Genomic DNA, 16,314 nt, shown 5'->3' with positions numbered 1-16,314 from the left:
TCCTCCCTGACACGACAGCGGGGGCGGCCGGTGGGGCCGCCCCCGCTGTGTGTCGATCTACCGCGTCCTGATCAGGCGCGCGGCTTCTCGCGCATCTCGAACGTCTCGATGACGTCGCCGACCTTGATGTCGGAGTAGCTGCCGAGCGTCAGACCGCACTCGTAGCCCTCGCGGACCTCGACCACGTCGTCCTTGAAGCGGCGCAGCGAGCTGATCGGCAGGTTGTCCTGGATGACCGTGGAGTCCCGCATCAGACGCCCGCGGGCGTTGCGGCGGATCTCCCCGCCCATCACGAGGCAACCGGCGATCGTGCCGAACTTCGAGGACTTGAAGACGTCGCGGACCTCGGCGCGGCCGAGCTCGACCTCCTCGTACTCCGGCTTGAGCATGCCCTTGAGGGCCTGCTCGATCTCGTCGATCGCCTGGTAGATCACCGAGTAGTAGCGGATCTCGACGCCCTCGCGGTTGGCCAGCTCGGTGGCCTTGCCCTCGGCACGGACGTTGAAGCCCATGACGATGACGTTGTCCGCGATGGCGAGGTTGATGTCGCCCTCGGTGATCCCGCCGACGCCGCGGTGGATGACCCGCAGCTCGACCTCGTCGCCCACGTCCAGCTTGATCAGGGCGTCCTCGAGAGCCTCGACGGTTCCCGAGTTGTCACCCTTGATGATCAGGTTGAGCGTGTTGGTCTCCTTGAGGGCCGCGTCGAGGTCCTCGAGGGAGACGCGCTTGCGGCGGCTCGCCAGCTCGGCGTTGCGTTCGCGGGCACGGCGGCGGTCGGCGATCTGACGCGCCACCCGGTCCTCGTCGACGACGAGGAACGTGTCGCCCGCGCCGGGCACCGAGGTGAACCCGATGACCTGCACCGGCCGCGACGGCGTCGCCGCGGTGATGTCGGCACCGTGCTCGTCGAGCATCCGCCGCACACGCCCGGAGGCGTCGCCGGCGACGATCGAGTCGCCGACGTGCAGCGTTCCGCGCTGCACCAGCACCGTGGCCACCGGGCCGCGACCGCGGTCCAGGTGGGCCTCGATCGCGACGCCCTGGGCCTCCATGTCGGGGTTGGCCCGCAGGTCCAGAGCCGCGTCCGCGGTGAGCAGGACGGCCTCGAGCAGGGACTCGATGTTCGTCCCCTGCTTCGCGGAGATGTCGACGAACATCGTGTCGCCGCCGTACTCCTCGGCGACCAGGTTGTACTCGGTCAGCTGCTGGCGCACCTTGGCCGGGTTCGCACCCTCGACGTCGATCTTGTTCACCGCGACCACGATCGGCACGTCGGCCGCCTGGGCGTGGTTGATCGCCTCCACCGTCTGCGGCATCACGCCGTCGTCCGCCGCGACCACGATGATCGCGATGTCGGTCGACTTGGCACCGCGGGCACGCATGGCGGTGAACGCCTCGTGACCCGGGGTGTCGATGAACGTGATCAGGCGCTCCTCACCCTCCAGCTCCGCCGGCACCTGGTAGGCGCCGATGTGCTGGGTGATGCCGCCGGACTCGGACTCGCGGACGTTCGCCTTCCGGACCGTGTCCAGCAGGCGCGTCTTACCGTGGTCGACGTGACCCATGACGGTCACCACCGGCGGGCGGGCCGCGAGGTCCTCCTCGCCACCGTGGTTCTCACCGAAGGAGATGTCGAAGGACCCGAGCAGCTCGCGGTCCTCCTCCTCCGGGCTGACGACCTGGATCTGGTAGTTCATCTCCTGGCCGAGCAGCTCGAGGATCTCGTCCGAGACCGACGCCGTGGCCGTGATCATCTCGCCCAGGTGGAAGAGCACCTGGACCAGCGAGGCCGGGTTGGCGTTGATCTTGTCGGCGAAGTCGGTCAGCGAGGCACCACGCGGGAGACGGATCGTCTCGCCGGAGCCCTTCGGAAGGCGGACGCCGCCGACCGACGGCGCCTGCATCGCGTCGTACTCCTGGCGCTTCTGACGCTTCGACTTGCGGCCCTTGCGAGCCGGTCCGCCGGGACGGCCGAACGCACCCGCGGCACCGCCGCGGCCACGCGCACCGCCACCACCGGGGCGACCGCGGAAGCCACCACCGGCCGGAGCGCCGGCACCGGGGCCACCGCCACCGGGACGGAAACCGCCGCCACCGCCACCGGGACGACCGCCACCGGGGCCACCACGGCCTCCGCCGGGGCCGCCACGGGCGCCACCGGGACCGCCACGGCCACCGGGGCCGGGACGCCCTGCGGCCGGACGCGCGGGCATCATGCCCGGGTTCGGACGCGGGGGCATGTTGCCCGGGGTCGGCGGACGCGGGCCACCGCGACCGGCCTCACCACCGGGACGGGCGGCCGGACGCGGACCGGCCGGAGCGGCGCCGCCGCCCTGACCGTCTCCACGGCCACCCTGGCCGGTCTGCGGACCGGCCTGCGCCGCCGCGGCTCCACCCTGCTGCGGGGCAGCGGGCGGACCGGGACGCGGCGCGGACGGGCGTGGCGGGGCGCCCTGGCCCACGCCGAACGGGTTGTTGCCGACCCGCGGTGCCCGCGGACCGGGCTTCGGGCCCCGGGCCGCCGGAGCGGACTCGGTGCCGCCGGACGGCCGCTGCTGGCGCGGACGCTCGTCGCGCGCCGGGGTCTGCGGAGCGGCCGGAGCCGCCGGTGCGGCCTCCGCGGCCGGCTGCTGGGCCGGGCCGGGACGGGGGCCCGGACGCGGACCGGGCGTGGCGCCCGGTGTCGGACGGTCCTGCGCCGGACGGTCCTGCGTCGGACGGTCCTGCGTCGGACGGTCCTGGGCCGGACGCGCCGGGGTCTCCTGCGCCGGAGCCGCGGGCGCCGCCGGAGCGGCGGGCGCCGAGGCGGCCGGTGCCTGCGGACGGGCCGCGGGCGGCGGCGTCGGCTTCACGGCCGGGCCGGGCTTGGGGATCCCGCCGGACGGGCCGGGGGTCGGGCCGGGCGTCGGCGCGGACGGACGGGACGGCGACGGGGCGCCGCTGCCACCGGTCGGTCCGGGACGGGCACCGGGGGTGGGGCCGGCACCGGCGCGCGGACGACCGCCACCGGGTGCGCTGCGGCGCTGGCCGCCGGCCGGGGACCCACCGTCGGCCATGGCGTCGCGCAGCTTGCGCGCGACCGGGGCCTCGACGGTGGAGGAGGGGGACTTCACGTACTCCCCGAGGTCCTGAAGCTTGTTCAGGACCTGCTTACTGCTGACGCCGAGCTCTTTCGCGAGCTCATGCACGCGGGCCTTGCCTGCCACTGCTCTCCTTGTTGTTCACCGGAGGCCGGGCGGCATGTCCGCACGACCTCGAACCTAGTGTCGAAGCACGTTCATGGTGCGATCTTCACAGCTGGCTCATGACGGGTCGACCGTGCTTTCTGCGATGTCGGGCCGGGATTCTCCCGCGCCCCTGGGGGTCTGGCTCAGGTTGGTGCTCACACCGATCCGTTCCGGGGTGGGTCGCCGCTCCCGTCGTCGACGGGGCCGGTCCCTCCCTGCAGCCGGGCCCGAACCTCGCCGGCGTCCAGAGGTCCCGGGACACGGAGTGCCCGGGGGAACGCGTGGCGTCGTTCGGCCCGATCGAGGCACCCCGGCAGAGGATGCAGCCAGGCACCTCGACCGGGGAGGCGGCGGCGCGGATCCGGGACGACACGTCCGTTGACCGCGACCACTCGCAGCAGATCGGTGGCCTGCTCTCGTGTCCGGCACCCCACACACGTCCGGATCGGGGTCGATCCGGGGCGTACGGGTTCCGGCCGCCGACGGCGGGCCACGTCCGAGTGTAGCGCAGGGCCGTTCAGTCGAGCGTCCCCGTCCCACCCGGACGGGCGCCACCGGCGATCGCGTCGGTGGCGACGCCGGCGATCTCGTCACCGTCGGTCTCCGAACCGGCGCCGTCGGCGTCGGACGGGCGGGCGAACGCGGCCGGGACGGTCTCGTCGTCGGCGGGCTCGGCGTCGTCGCGCAGCCCGCGGGGGTCGGCGTCGCTGCGGATGTCGATCTTCCAGCCGGTCAGGCGGGCGGCCAGGCGGGCGTTCTGGCCCTCCTTGCCGATGGCCAGCGACAGCTGGAAGTCCGGCACCACGACCCGGGCGACCCGCGCGCGCTCGTCGAGCACGGTCACCGACACGACCTTCGACGGCGAGAGCGCGTTGCCGACGAACGTGCCGGGGTCCTCGGACCAGTCGATGATGTCGATCTTCTCACCGAGCAGCTCGCTCATCACGCCGCGCACGCGCTGGCCCATCGGGCCGATGCAGGCGCCCTTGGCGTTGAGCCCGGTGCGCAGCGATCGGACCGCGATCTTGGAGCGGAACCCGGCCTCGCGGGCCACCGAGACGATCTCCACCGAGCCGTCGACGAGCTCGGGCACCTCGAGTGCGAACAGCTTGCGCACCAGGTTGGGGTGCGTGCGCGAGAGCGTGATCTGGGTGCCGCGCTGGCCGCGGTTGACCCCGATCACGTAGCAGCGCAGCCGCTCGCCGTGCCGGTAGGTCTCCCCCGGCACCTGCTCGGCGGCCGGCAGCACGCCCTCGGTGTCGCCGCCCAGCGACACGACGACGACGCCGCGGGCGTTGGCGCGCGCGTCGCGCTGCACCATCCCGGCGATGACCTCGCCCTCCTTGGTGGAGAACTCGCCGTAGGTGCGCTCGTGCTCGGCGTCGCGCAGCCGCTGCACGATCACCTGGCGCGCGGTCGTGGCGGCGATCCGCCCGAAGCCGTCGGGGGTGTCGTCCCACTCCGGGCCGGGGGTGCCGTTCTCGTCGGCCTCACGGACCATCACCCGGACCAGGCCGGTCTTGCGGTCGATGTCGACGCGGGCGTCGTCGTGGTGGCCGTCGGTGTGGCGGTAGGCGGTGATCAGCGCGGTCTCGATCGCCTCCAGCACCGTCTCGAAGGGGATGTCCTTGTCCCGCTCGATGGTCCGGAGCGCGGGGATGTCGACGTTCATGAGCCCTCCTCGGAGGTGTCGGTGGGATCGGGCCGTGTGGGATCCAGCAGGGCGACCTCGGCCTTGGGGGGCGGGCGGAACTCCACCTGGACCTGGGCGTGTTCGACCTCGGCGTAGGTCAGCTCGCGCAGGGCGGGCTTCTTGCCGGTGACGGCGACCTGGACGCCGTTCTCCCCGGCCGTCCCGATCCGCGCCTCGATCTCCTCGCCGCCGCGCAGCCGGATCGCGGCCAGCCGCAGCCGGGCACGGCGCCAGTGCCGCGGGCGGGTCAGCGGGCGGTCGACGCCCGGGGACGTCACCTCGAGGGTGTAGGAGCCCTCGATCAGGTGCTCGTGGGCGTCGAGCGTCTCGGCCGCGGCGCGGCTGAGGCCGGCGATCGCGTCCAGCCCGACGCCGTCGTCGTCACCGTCGCTCTCCGGACGGTCGACCACGACCTTCACCGCGTGCCGCCGGCCGGCGGTGCGGACGTCGATGTCGTCGATCTCGAAGCCGGCGCCGGACACCACCGGCTCCAGCAGGTCACGCAGCGCTCCCCCGAGCTGGTCGGGGCCGGGACTGCGCATCGGGTCACTCCTCGTAGATCTGGCCTCGCGCCGGGACCGGCGCACACGACGGCCCGCCGCGGGCGCACCGAGACGACGGTGGCGATCTCACGACGGGCCGTTCAGGGTATCGCGTCGCTCCACCGCCCGGAGCGGGCCCGCGCCCGTCCACGGGTACCGGGTGTGCGGGGAGCGGCACCGGCGCGACGCCGGACCGCGGAGCGGGCCCCGCGCTCCCTCACCCGGCGTCCCGGTCCCCCGACCGGCTGGCAGGATGACGGCTCGTGAGGGACCGGATGCGCGACGTGTGCGACGTGCCGGCGTCCGCCGGGATCACGCGGCGCCGGATGCTGACCTGGTGTGCCGCGGCCGCCGTGGCACCGCCCGTGCTGACCGCCTGCACCAGCGGCTCGGGCACCGACGCCGACGACTCGCGGACGCTGCTCGCCCTGGCCGACCAGGCCCGCGCGGACGCGGCGCTGGTCGTCGCCGCGGTCACCGCGGACCCGGCCCTGGCCGAGCGCCTCGAGCCGCTGCGCGCGGCCCGGATCGACCACGCCGCCGCGCTGGACACCGCGGGCGGGCGCACCGCCGCCTCCGCCGTGACGCCGCCCGCCCCGGACACCGCCGACGTCGCGCGGGTCCGCGACGCCGTCGTCTCCTCGGCCCGCGCGGCGTCCGACGCGGTGCCGCAGGCCCCGGCCACGCAGGTGGGCCTGCTGGCCGAGATCGCCGCCTGCTGCACGACCTACGGGGTGGTGCTCGCATGACCCGGCGCCCCACGCAGGAGGACGACGGCGAGTCGCCGTTCGACGACGTCGCGGTGGAGGCCCTGCAGCGCGCGCTGGCCAGCGAGCACGCCGCGCTGTGGGCCTACTCGCTGGCGCTGGCGTTCGTCCCGGTGGACTGGGCGACCCGCGCCCGCGCCGACATCGAGGCACACAAGACGCTGCGCGCCCAGGTCACCCAGACGCTGTCGACCCTGGGCAAGCGCCCGGTGTCGGCGCAGCCGGCCTACACCCCGCCGCAGCCGGTCGTCGACGCGAACTCGGCCGGTGCGCTGCTGGTGGCCGCCGAGACCGACACGACCGCGGCCTGGCGCTCGGTGCTGGAGCGCTCGACGGTTCCGCAGCTGCGCGCGGCGGGGCTGAAGGCGATGGTCGATTCCACCGGGCGGATCGCGTTCTGGCGGGCGGTCACCGACCGCGCCCCGGTGATCCCGGTCTTCCCCGGGCGCGGCTGAACCCTCTACACCCCGGTCCCCGGGCGCGGATCAGCGCGGGTCGGGGCCGGTCAGTGCCGTGACGGCCCGGTCGACGTCGTCCGGGGTGGTGGCCAGGTGGAACGACAGCCGCGCCGCACCGGCCCGCGACGCCACGGCCAGACCGGCCGCGGTCAGCCGCTCCGCCGCACCGTCCCAGGGCACGGAGACGATCGCCGAGCCGGCGGGCGGCAGGTCGAGGCGCGCGCACAGTGCGTCCGCGAGCCCGGTGCAGTGCGCCTGAACGGCCCCGGCGTCGAGCCCGGCGAGCCACGGCAGCGCGACCCCGGCCCCGGCCTGCGACAGCCAGTCCGGAGAGACGTCCAGGCCGTGCGCGCCCGGCGCCGGTACCGGGTCGGGGCGGTAGAGCCCGTCGGCCCACCGGTCGCGGGTGCCGTACCAGCTCGCCGAGTGCGGCACCGGGACCCACGACGGGTCGAGCGCCATCCAGGACGCCCCGCGCGGGCTGAGCAGCCACTTGTAGCAGGCACCGACGACGGCGTCCGCCCACCCGAGGTCCAGGGCCAGCCAGCCCGCCGCCTGGGTCACGTCGAGCACGACCCGGGTGCCCGAGGCCCGTGCCGCGCGCAGCGCCGCCAGGTCGGCGATCCGGCCGTCGGCGGACTGCACCACCGACACCGCCACGACGTCGTGGGCGCCCGCGTGCGCACCGAGCTCGTCGAGCGGCACCTCGGTGACGGTGACGCCGCGGCCCTGCACCGCGAACGGGCGCGTCACGCTGGAGAACTCCCCGGCCGCGACGAGCACCCGCGTCCCGTCCAGGACGCTCGCCGCGAGCAGGCCGACCATCGCCGAGACCGTCGACCCGAGGGCGACGTCCGCCGGGTCGGTCCCGGTCAGCGCGGCGAACCCGTGCCGGGCGGCGTCCACCGCCGGGTCGAAGTCCGGCGGCCGCGCCGCGCCGGAGGCCCAGTCCCGCACCGCGACCGCCACCGCGTCGGCGACGAACGCCGGCGGGAGCCCGACGCTGGCGGTGTTGAGGTAGCCGGATGTGTCGGCGAAGTCCTGACCGAAGGCGCGCACGTGCCCGACCGTAGCCGCGGCCCTACAGTCGTCGGTGTGCACAGCGAGCTGATCGAGATCCGGACCGGTGACCGCGAGACCGTCGTCGACCTGACGTCGGAGGTGGAGACGTTCCTGGCCGGGCTCGGCGGGGACGCCCCCGCAGAGGGTCTGCTGAACGTGTTCGTCCCGCACGCCACGGCCGGCGTCGCGGTGATCGAGACCGGCGCCGGCAGCGACACCGACCTGCTCGCCGCGCTGCGCGAGCTGCTGCCCGGCGACGACCGGTGGCGCCACCGCCACGGCAGCCCCGGCCACGGGCGCGACCACGTGCTGCCCGCGATCGTGCCGCCGTCGGTGTCGATCCCGGTGATCGACGGCCGCCCGGCCCTGGGGACGTGGCAGTCGATCTGTCTGGTGGACACGAACATCGACAATCCGGTGCGGTCGGTACGCCTGTCGTTACTCACCGACACCGTCTGAGCGAGTTCCCACCGCCGCGCTGACCTGGACGGATCCCGCGGTTACCCTCCCCGGGTGACTGTGGGCAACCAGCCGTCCCCGCTCGGCCGTCCGGCCGTCGCGCGGGGCACCCGGCAGGCCGCACCGCGCCCGCCGGCGCTGCGCAGTCCCGGGCGGGCGCCGCGCCCGTCGCGGGGGCGCTACCTCACGTTGGCGGTCATGGTGGCGGTCGTGCTGCTGGCCGGCGTCGGCTACGCCGGGTACCGCCAGGCCGTCGGCGACCCGGAGGCCGGTCGGCGGGTCTCCTCCGCCGCGTACACGCTCACCGTGCCGGACGGCTGGACCCCGGCACCGCCGGGCGCGGCCCCGGTGACGGTCTACGGGATCCCGTTCGTCCCCGTCGCGCAGGCCTCGGACTACCCGTGCCGGGACGGGTCGTTCACCCGCGGCACGGTGGCCGGCGCGCAGGTCGCGGTGCCCACCGGGGTGTCGGTGGAGCAGGCCGCGGGCGCGTTCGCCCGCGGCGCCGGGGAGGCGCTCTACGCCGGCGCCGCCCCGCAGGTCGCGGTCGGGCCGCCCACGCCGCGCGACGGCGGCGGGACCCAGGTGGAGGCGACCGTGCGGACCGACGGCTTCGGTGGCTGCCGGGCGACGGAGGCGACCGTGCTGGTCGTCGCCGAGCCGCGGGTCACCGCCGCCGACGGCTCCACCGGGGCGGCGCTGCTGGTGATCGGCGGCGACACCCGCGGCGGACCGGCCGGCCCGGAGCCGCTCACCCGCGACGTGCTGATCGGGATCGCCTCCACGGCCGAGGCCGCCGGTTCCTGAGGCCGAGCCGGACCCGTCCGGTCAGACCGGGACGGCCAGGGACGCGGTGTAGCCCGCCGCGGCGCTGCCGGTCACGGTGGCGACCTGCAGCTCGTGGCCGTCGCCGAACACGTTGTCCGAGTCCAGGGACACCTTCGCCAGGTTGGCGACGCTCCGCTCGTAACCCGGGGTGGCGTAGACGGCAGTGCAGGCGTCCTGCGGCAGCGCGAGCTGGGTCGTGCGCACCGCGTTGCCCGACGACGTCGCGTCGGCCTGCGAGGAGTAGACCTCGAAGTGGATGTGCGGCCAGCGCCCGTCGTAGCAGGCCGGGTAGATCGAGGTGAAGCTCAGCTTCCCGGCCGCGTCGGCGACCTGGACGCCGCGCAGGTAGTTCTCGTTCTCGATGCCCTCGGAGTAGAGCGAGTACTTCCCGTCGCGGTCGCAGTGCCACAGGTAGACCGCGGCGCCGGCCATCGGCGTCCCGCCGTCGGTGACGGTCAGCGCGATCGTCAGCGGGACGCCGGCGGCCGTCGTCGTCGAGGTGCCGAAGCTGGACCGGATGTCGCGGCGCACGACGCCGGCGTCGTCGAGGACGTTGGGGCCGTTCGAGCCGTCGCCCGGGTAGGGGCCGCCGGTCTCCTCCGGGATCTCCCCGGCCGCGGTCGCCTTCTGGGCGGGCGGGGCCCCGCCGGGGCCGCCGCCGGGCCCACCGCCGGGGCCACCGGCGGAGGCGCATCCGGCCAGCGCGATCGCGCCGGCGCCGGCGAACAGCCCGAGCAGCGCACGCCGTCCGATCAGCCGGGGCAGATCCCGGGAGATGCCGCCGAAGTCGTCGTGGTCGTCCGTGCTCACAGGTCGCTCCCGGTGTGGTGGTGGGGGCCGGTCTCCTCCGGCCTCGTCACCAGTGTCCGGTCCGTCCCTCTCCCCCGGCTGGGAGCGACCTGTGTGCCGGCTGTGTGCGCGCCCCCCTCGACGCCTCAGCCCCGGACGATGCCCGCGACGTGGGTGGCGGCGGTGTCGCGGGCGATCTCGACGCGTTCGCCGGAGGCCCGGTCCTTGAGCTCGACGACACCGTTCACCAGCCCGCGCCCGACGACGACGATCGTCGGCACGCCGATCAGCTCGGCGTCGGCGAACTTCACCCCGGGCGAGGCCTTGCGGTCGTCGAGCACGACCGAGAGACCCTGGGCCTCGAGCTCGGCGGCCATCGCCTCGCCACCGGCGAGGAGCTCCTCGGTCTTGCCGGCCACCACGACGTGCACGTCGAACGGCGCGACGCTGCGCGGCCACAGCAGGCCCGAGTCGTCGTGGCTCTGCTCGGCGATCGCCGCGACCAGGCGCGAGACGCCGATGCCGTAGGAGCCCATCGTGATCCGGACCGGCTTGGAGTCGGGCCCGAGCGCGTCGAGGGAGAACGCGTCGGCGTACTTGCGGCCGAGCTGGAAGATGTGCCCGATCTCGATGCCGCGCGCGGCCTCCAGCACGCCGGTGCCGTCCGGGGACGGGTCGCCGGCGCGGACCTCGGCGGCCTCGATCGTGCCGTCCGGGGTGAAGTCGCGGCCCGCGACGAGGTCGACGACGTGGTGGTCGGCCTTGTCCGCACCGGTCACCCACGCGGTGCCGGTGACGATCCGCGGGTCGACCAGGTACCGGACGCCGTTCGCGGCCAGCGCGCCCGGCCCGATGTAGCCCTTGGTCAGGAACGCGTTCCTCGCGAAGTCGGAGTCCTCCAGCAGCGCGACCTCGGCCGGCTCCAGCGACGCCTCGAGGCGCTTCATGTCGACCTCGCGGTCGCCGGGCACGCCGACCCCGAGCAGCTCCCATTCCTTCGCGCCGGGCTGCCGGGTCTTGAGCAGCACGTTCTTCAGCGTGTCGGCCGCGGTGAACTCGCGGTCGAGGCCCGCGCCGTTGAGGAACGCCACCAGCGAGTCGATGGTGGGGGTGTCGGGCGTGTGGTGCACCTGCGCGGCCGGGAGGCCGTCGAGCGACCGGGCGGGTGGCGCGGGCGTCGTCACGGCCTCGACGTTCGCCGCGTAGCCGCCGGGGCCGCGGACGAACGTGTCCTCGCCGGTCTCGGATTCGGCCAGGAACTCCTCCGACGCCGACCCGCCCATCGCCCCGGACGTCGCCGCGACGATCACGTACCGCAGCCCGAGCCGGGTGAAGATCCGCTGGTAGGTGTCGCGGTGCTTGCGGTAGGACTCGGCCAGGCCCTCGTCGGTGAGGTCGAACGAGTAGGAGTCCTTCATCAGGAACTCGCGCCCGCGCAGGATGCCCGCGCGGGGACGCTCCTCGTCGCGGTACTTGTTCTGGATCTGGTAGAGCACCGCCGGGTAGTCCTTGTACGAGGAGTACTCGCCCTTGACGGTGAGCGTGAACAGCTCCTCGTGGGTGGGCCCGAGCAGGTAGTCGGCGCCCTTGCGGTCCTTCAGGCGGAACAGGTTCGGCCCGTACTCGGTCCACCGGTTCGTCGCCTCGTAGGGCTCGCGCGGCAGCAGCGCCGGGAACTGGATCTCCTGGCCGCCCATGGCGTCCATCTCCTCGCGCACGATGTTCTCGATGCGGCGGAGCACCTTGAGACCGAGCGGCAGCCAGGAGTAGACGCCCGGGGCCACGCGTCGGACGTAGCCGGCGCGGACCAGCAGCCTGTGGCTGGGCACTTCCGCGTCGGCCGGGTCCTCGCGCAGGGTGCGAAGGAACAGCGACGACATCCGGGTCAACACCCGACGAAGGGTAGCGACGACGTCCCACCCGTTTCCGCCCGGTTCTCCCCCGGGCCCGGCGTCCGGCGTCGTCAGGCCCGGGGCGCCGGGCGCGCGGGACCGCCGTGACCGGACCGGACGGCCCATCGCCCGGGTAGGTCGTAGAGCCACCCGCACCGGGCCGCGAGCAGCAGCCGGTGCACCCCCAGCGTCGCCACGACGGTGACCGCGGCGACCAGCCCGACCACCGCGTACTGCGCCACCGCGGGAAGCGGCCACCCGGCCGTCAGAACGGCCGTCAGGGCGGTCAGACCGCCGATCACGAGCACGTTCGTGAGGTAGATCGGCAACGTCGCCCGTCCCAGCGCGACCACGACCCGGCCGGCCCGCCATCGGACGATCTCGGCCGCGAGCAGTACCCCCACGCCGACGGCGAGGAGGTTCAGCGCGAACGCGACGCCCGGTACGTCCCGGACCCCGAGCAGCACCGCCGCCGCGGCCGCCGCACCGGCGAGCAGACCGCCCGCGAGCACCCTCGGCGGCGACGTCGCGGAGGCCAGGCGTCCGACGAGACGGCGGCCGTGCCAGCCGAGCACGAAGAAGAAGGCGTAGCGGGCCATGAACTCCCAGCCGAACGAGCCGATCTCGACCGTCCCGGCGCCGACGAAGGCACTCGACACGGCCGTCACCACGAGCAGGACCGCGGCGGGAACCCGGCGCAGCAGCCGCGCGGCCAGGGAGAACACCGCGAGCGCGTAGAGGAACCACAGCGACGGAGCCGGAACCACCGGGCTGAGCAGCAGACCGGTCGCGCTCTGGGTGGCCGTCGCCGGGGCGGTACCCGTGGGCAGCACGGCGAACAGCGCGAACTGCGCCGTCGTCCAGAGCAGGTACAGCCAGGCGAACAGCGCGACCCGCCGGTGCGCCATCACCCGCCAGGGCCGGTCCAGCGCGGAGGCGAGGAACAGCCCGGAGGCCAGGAAGAACAGCGGCATCCGCAGCGAGGCCAGCGCCGTGTTCAGCAGGTCCAGCGGCGCCGGCACCAGGCCGTGCGGTTTCAGGAACATCACCACGTGGTGCAGCACCACCAGCGCGATGCACAGACCCTTCGCGGCATCCACCCACGCGGTGCGGGAGTCGTCGTCGGGGGCCCGGCGCGGTGACGGGACGGCGCCGGTCGTGGTGGCCGGATCGGCCTGCGTGCGGCGATCCGGTGCAGCTCGGTGGCGCGCCATGGGTGCTCCGACGTCGGGGTCCGGGTTTGCGTGACCGTAGTGCTCCGGCCCTGTGAGCACGCTGAGCACGCGATCCCCGACGTCCGCCCGGAATGCCGGCACGACGGCCCGGGTTGAGCCGGGTATGAGCGCCGACACACCCATCGACCTGCACGCGCTGATCGCCGAGTCCCGGCTCGGCGTCCTGGCCACGATCAAGGCCGACGGACGGCCGCAGCTCTCCCCGATCACCCCGTTCTACGACCGCGACGCCGGCGTCGTCCACGTGTCGATGACCGAGGGCCGGGCGAAGACGGCGAACCTGCGCCGCGACCCGCGCGCCACCCTGGAGGTCACCAGCTCCGACGGCTGGGCGTGGGCCACCGCGGAGGGCACCGCCGAGCTCGTCGGCCCGGGTACCGACCCGGACGGCCCCGAGGTCGACGCCCTCGTCGCCTACTACCGCGCCGCCGCCGGCGAGCACCCGGACTGGGACGAGTACCGCGCCACGATGGTCGCCGACCGCCGCGTCCTGATGACGATGCGCGTCAGCCACGTCTACGGAGCCCGCATCCGCTGAGCGACCCCCGGCGCGCGCCGTCGAGGCCGACGCGCACCCGGCACGTCGACGCGCGCTCCGCGAGGGGCGCGCCCACGGGCTCGCTGCGCGTCGCCGTCTCCGGTGCGCGCCGACGTGGGTCGCGGGTCAGGTCGCAGGCTCGGCCAGGAGGTTGGTCAGCATGCGGGCGACCTCCGGGGTCTCGATCAGGAAGCCGTCGTGGCCGTACGGCGAGTCGATGATCTTCAGGTCGGCCGCGCCCGGGATGCCCTCGGCCAGCTCGGCCTGCTCGGCGAGCGGGTAGAGCCGGTCGGAGGTGACGCCGGCGACGTAGGTCCGGGCGCTGACCCGGGCCAGACCGGCCTCCGTCCCGCCGCGGCCGCGTCCGACGTCGTGGGCGTTCATCAGCCGGGTGAGCGTGACGTAGGAGTTCGCGTCGAACCGGCGCACGAGCTTCGCCGCGTGGTGGTCCAGGTAGGACTCGACGGCGTAGCGGCCACCGTCGAAGGGGTCCTCGCCCTCCTGCGGGTCCCGGCCGAACCGGGTGGCCAGCTCGTAGCCGGAGCGGTAGCTCAGGTGTGCGATCCGACGCGCGACGCCGAGGCCCCGGTACGGGCCCTCACCCGGGCCGCGGTCGTAGTAGTCGCCGCCGTGGAAGTTCGGGTCGGACCGGATGGCCTCGATCTGCGGCGAGGCCCAGCCGATCTGGTCGGCCGACGACGCGGCCGGCCCGGCGAGCAGGAACAGCCGCTGCACACGGTCCGGCTCGGTCGCGGCCCACTCCAGGGAGCGCATCGCCCCCATCGACCCACCGACGACGCAGGCCCAGCGCTCGATCCCCAGTGCGTCGGCCAGGAACCGTTCGGCGGCGACCGTGTCGCGCGGCGTGACCAGCGGGAACCGGCTTCCCCACGGGCGCCCGTCCGGCGACGCCGACGACGGCCCGGTGCTGCCCTGACACCCGCCGATCGCGTTGGGCGACACCACGAACCAGCGTTCCGGGTCCAGCGGCTGCCCGGGCCCGATCAGGCCGGGCCACCATCCGGGCGTGGGATGGCCGGGCCCGGCGGGACCCTCCAGGTGCGGGTCGCCGGTGAGCGCGTGCAGCACCAGGACCGCGTTCGAGCGGTCCGGCGCGAGCGTGCCCCACGTCTCGTAGGACAGCCGCACCTCCGGCAGCTCCCCGCCCGCCTCCAACTTCAACGCGGAGGGGAGGTCGAGGAACTGCCGGCGGCCGGGGTCGTCACCCTCCCGCCAGGCACCGCTGGCGGGAGGGAGCGGAACGGAATTCACGGTCAGAAGGAGATCACGCCCGTGGACGCGCCGCGCAGGCGGCGGATCACGCGCCCTTGGCCGCGCGGAAACCGGTGTCCAGGTCCGCCTTGAGGTCCTCGATCCCCTCGAGGCCGACCGACAGGCGCACCAGGCCCGGCGTGACGCCACTGGCCACCTGCTCCTCGGCGGAGAGCTGGCTGTGCGTGGTGCTGGCCGGGTGGATCACCAGGCTGCGCACGTCGCCGATGTTGGCGAGGTGGCTGTGCAGCTCGAGCGCGTTGACGAACTTCTTGCCCGCCTCGATGCCGCCCTGCAGCTCGAACGCCACGATCGCGCCGCCGCCCTTGGGCAGGTACTTCTTCTGCGCCGCGTTCCACGGGCTCGACGGCAGGCCGGCGTAGTGGACCTTCTCCACCTCGTCGCGCCCCTCCAGCCACTCGGCCAGGGCCTGGGCGTTCTGGTTGTGCCGGTCCATCCGCAGCGACAGTGTCTCGATCCCCTGGATGATCAGGAACGCGTTCTGCGGGGAGATCGCCGGGCCGAGGTCGCGCAGCAGCTGCACCCGGGCCTTGATGATGTAGGCGATCGGGCCGACCGCGTCGGTGAAGACCGCACCGTGGTAGCTGGGGTCCGGCGAGGTCAGGCCCGGGAACTTGTCCTTGTGGGCGACCCAGTCGAACTTCCCGGAGTCGACGATGATGCCGCCGACCGACGTGCCGTGGCCACCGAGGAACTTGGTCAGCGACTCGACGACGATGTCGGCACCGTGCTCGATCGGGCGCACCAGGTACGGGGTCGGGACGGTGTTGTCGACGATCAGGGGCACGCCGGCCTCGTGGGCGACACCGGCGACACCGGCGATGTCGAGGACGTTGCCGCGCGGGTTGCCCAGCGTCTCGCCGTAGAGAGCCTTGGTGTTCGGGCGGATCGCCGCGCGCCACTCGTCGAGGTTGTCGGGGTCGTCGACGAACGTGACCTCGATCCCGAGCTTCGGGAACGTGTAGTGGAACTGGTTGTAGGTGCCGCCGTAGAGCGACGCGCTGGAGACGATGTGGTCGCCGACCTCGGCGATGTTCTGGATCGCGAGGTGCTGCGCGGCCTGCCCGGAGGCCACCGCGAGCGCCGCGGCGCCACCCTCGAGCGCGGCGACGCGCTGCTCGAGCACGTCCTGCGTCGGGTTCATGATCCGGCTGTAGATGTTGCCGAACTCGGCCAGACCGAACAGGTTCGCGGCGTGGTCGGTGTCGCGGAAGACGTAGGACGTCGTCTGGTAGATCGGGGTGGCCCGGGCGTTGGTGGTCGGGTCCGGGGCGGCACCGGCGTGGACCTGCTTGGTCTCGAACGACCAGTTGGCGGTGGGGTCGGGCTCGGTCATGACGGGAGAACTCCTCGATACGGTCGGGAGGCGGGTCCGCCGAAGCCACGGCGGACGGATCACAGAGTGCGGAGGAACGGGCGGCCACGACGGGTGCGCGGCGGGCCCGGAGACGTGCGCGGAGGGTCAGCCGGAAGGGCGACAGGTCGCGCTCGTGATCCGCATGAGGTCGACGTGTCGTCGCACCACGAG

15 protein-coding genes are annotated in these 16,314 nt (G+C 74.2%); 5 read left to right on the top strand and 10 right to left on the bottom strand.

Annotated elements, in window-relative coordinates:
* Positions 1–71: 71 nt before the first annotated feature.
* From infB to rimP, 4 genes are all read right to left on the bottom strand, one after another.
* Positions 72–3,209, bottom strand: coding sequence for a translation initiation factor IF-2 (gene infB, locus EV383_RS08090; RefSeq protein ID WP_130289332.1), 3,138 nt, complete (start codon positions 3,207–3,209; stop codon positions 72–74).
* 176 nt (positions 3,210–3,385) lie between these two features.
* Entirely contained in the window at positions 3,386–3,622 is a 237-nt protein-coding gene (locus tag EV383_RS08085; protein WP_242622963.1) for a YlxR family protein, read from the bottom strand.
* Positions 3,623–3,747: 125 nt separating this feature from the next.
* A complete protein-coding gene (gene nusA, locus EV383_RS08080; RefSeq protein ID WP_130289330.1) occupies positions 3,748–4,902 on the bottom strand; it encodes a transcription termination factor NusA in 1,155 nt (384 codons plus the stop codon).
* Positions 4,899–5,465: a ribosome maturation factor RimP gene (gene rimP / locus EV383_RS08075; RefSeq protein ID WP_130289329.1), complete on the bottom strand. Its 567-nt coding sequence runs from the start codon at positions 5,463–5,465 to the stop codon at positions 4,899–4,901. The genes nusA and rimP overlap by 4 nt, the downstream gene beginning before the upstream one ends.
* Before the next feature lie 263 nt (positions 5,466–5,728).
* Here rimP and EV383_RS08070 point away from each other — a divergent pair, with 263 nt between their 5' ends.
* On the top strand, positions 5,729–6,214 hold the full coding sequence (locus EV383_RS08070) for a hypothetical protein (RefSeq protein WP_130289328.1): 486 nt from the start codon (positions 5,729–5,731) through the stop codon (positions 6,212–6,214).
* On the top strand, positions 6,211–6,687 hold the full coding sequence (locus EV383_RS08065; RefSeq protein WP_130289327.1) for a ferritin-like domain-containing protein: 477 nt from the start codon (positions 6,211–6,213) through the stop codon (positions 6,685–6,687). Before EV383_RS08070 ends, EV383_RS08065 begins: the two co-directional genes overlap by 4 nt.
* Positions 6,688–6,717: 30 nt before the next feature.
* Here EV383_RS08065 and EV383_RS08060 read toward each other — a convergent pair whose 3' ends face one another.
* A complete protein-coding gene (locus EV383_RS08060) occupies positions 6,718–7,749 on the bottom strand; it encodes an aminotransferase class V-fold PLP-dependent enzyme (protein ID WP_130289326.1) in 1,032 nt (343 codons plus the stop codon).
* Between the two features lie 36 nt (positions 7,750–7,785).
* Between EV383_RS08060 and EV383_RS08055 the strand changes: the two genes are divergently transcribed.
* Together EV383_RS08055 and EV383_RS08050 are read left to right on the top strand one after the other, a co-directional pair.
* Positions 7,786–8,211: a secondary thiamine-phosphate synthase enzyme YjbQ gene (locus EV383_RS08055; protein ID WP_130289325.1), complete on the top strand. Its 426-nt coding sequence runs from the start codon at positions 7,786–7,788 to the stop codon at positions 8,209–8,211.
* Positions 8,212–8,265: 54 nt separating this feature from the next.
* Positions 8,266–9,018, top strand: coding sequence for a hypothetical protein (locus tag EV383_RS08050; protein WP_130289324.1), 753 nt, complete (start codon positions 8,266–8,268; stop codon positions 9,016–9,018).
* A gap of 21 nt (positions 9,019–9,039) precedes the next feature.
* Here the strand turns inward: EV383_RS08050 and EV383_RS08045 are convergent, their stop codons facing one another.
* The 3 genes from EV383_RS08045 to EV383_RS08035 all read right to left on the bottom strand — a co-directional run bounded on the left by EV383_RS08045 (position 9,040) and on the right by EV383_RS08035 (position 12,934).
* Complete coding sequence (locus EV383_RS08045; RefSeq protein WP_130289323.1) at positions 9,040–9,849, bottom strand: intradiol ring-cleavage dioxygenase; 810 nt, start codon at positions 9,847–9,849, stop codon at positions 9,040–9,042.
* Positions 9,850–9,974: 125 nt separating this feature from the next.
* Complete coding sequence (locus EV383_RS08040; RefSeq protein WP_130289322.1) at positions 9,975–11,720, bottom strand: proline--tRNA ligase; 1,746 nt, start codon at positions 11,718–11,720, stop codon at positions 9,975–9,977.
* 71 nt (positions 11,721–11,791) lie between these two features.
* Positions 11,792–12,934, bottom strand: a complete 1,143-nt coding sequence (locus EV383_RS08035; RefSeq protein WP_165438273.1) for an acyltransferase family protein — start codon at positions 12,932–12,934, stop codon at positions 11,792–11,794.
* 124 nt (positions 12,935–13,058) lie between these two features.
* Here EV383_RS08035 and EV383_RS08030 point away from each other — a divergent pair, with 124 nt between their 5' ends.
* Positions 13,059–13,493 (top strand): PPOX class F420-dependent oxidoreductase, encoded by a 435-nt coding sequence (locus EV383_RS08030; protein WP_130289320.1) that lies wholly within the window; start codon positions 13,059–13,061, stop codon positions 13,491–13,493.
* Positions 13,494–13,619: 126 nt separating this feature from the next.
* Here the strand turns inward: EV383_RS08030 and metX are convergent, their stop codons facing one another.
* The gene (metX, locus tag EV383_RS08025; protein ID WP_207223465.1) at positions 13,620–14,765 is read right to left on the bottom strand and encodes a homoserine O-acetyltransferase MetX; all 1,146 of its coding nucleotides are present in this window, start codon (positions 14,763–14,765) and stop codon (positions 13,620–13,622) included.
* Positions 14,766–14,811: 46 nt separating this feature from the next.
* The gene (locus EV383_RS08020; RefSeq protein ID WP_130289319.1) at positions 14,812–16,122 is read right to left on the bottom strand and encodes a bifunctional o-acetylhomoserine/o-acetylserine sulfhydrylase; all 1,311 of its coding nucleotides are present in this window, start codon (positions 16,120–16,122) and stop codon (positions 14,812–14,814) included.
* Between the last annotated feature and the right edge of the window lie 192 nt (positions 16,123–16,314).

Source organism: Pseudonocardia sediminis (assembly GCF_004217185.1).
Classification (GTDB): domain Bacteria; phylum Actinomycetota; class Actinomycetes; order Mycobacteriales; family Pseudonocardiaceae; genus Pseudonocardia; species Pseudonocardia sediminis.
The sequence above is the reverse complement of the archived record's forward strand: the minus strand, read 5'-3'. Positions and strand labels throughout refer to the sequence as shown.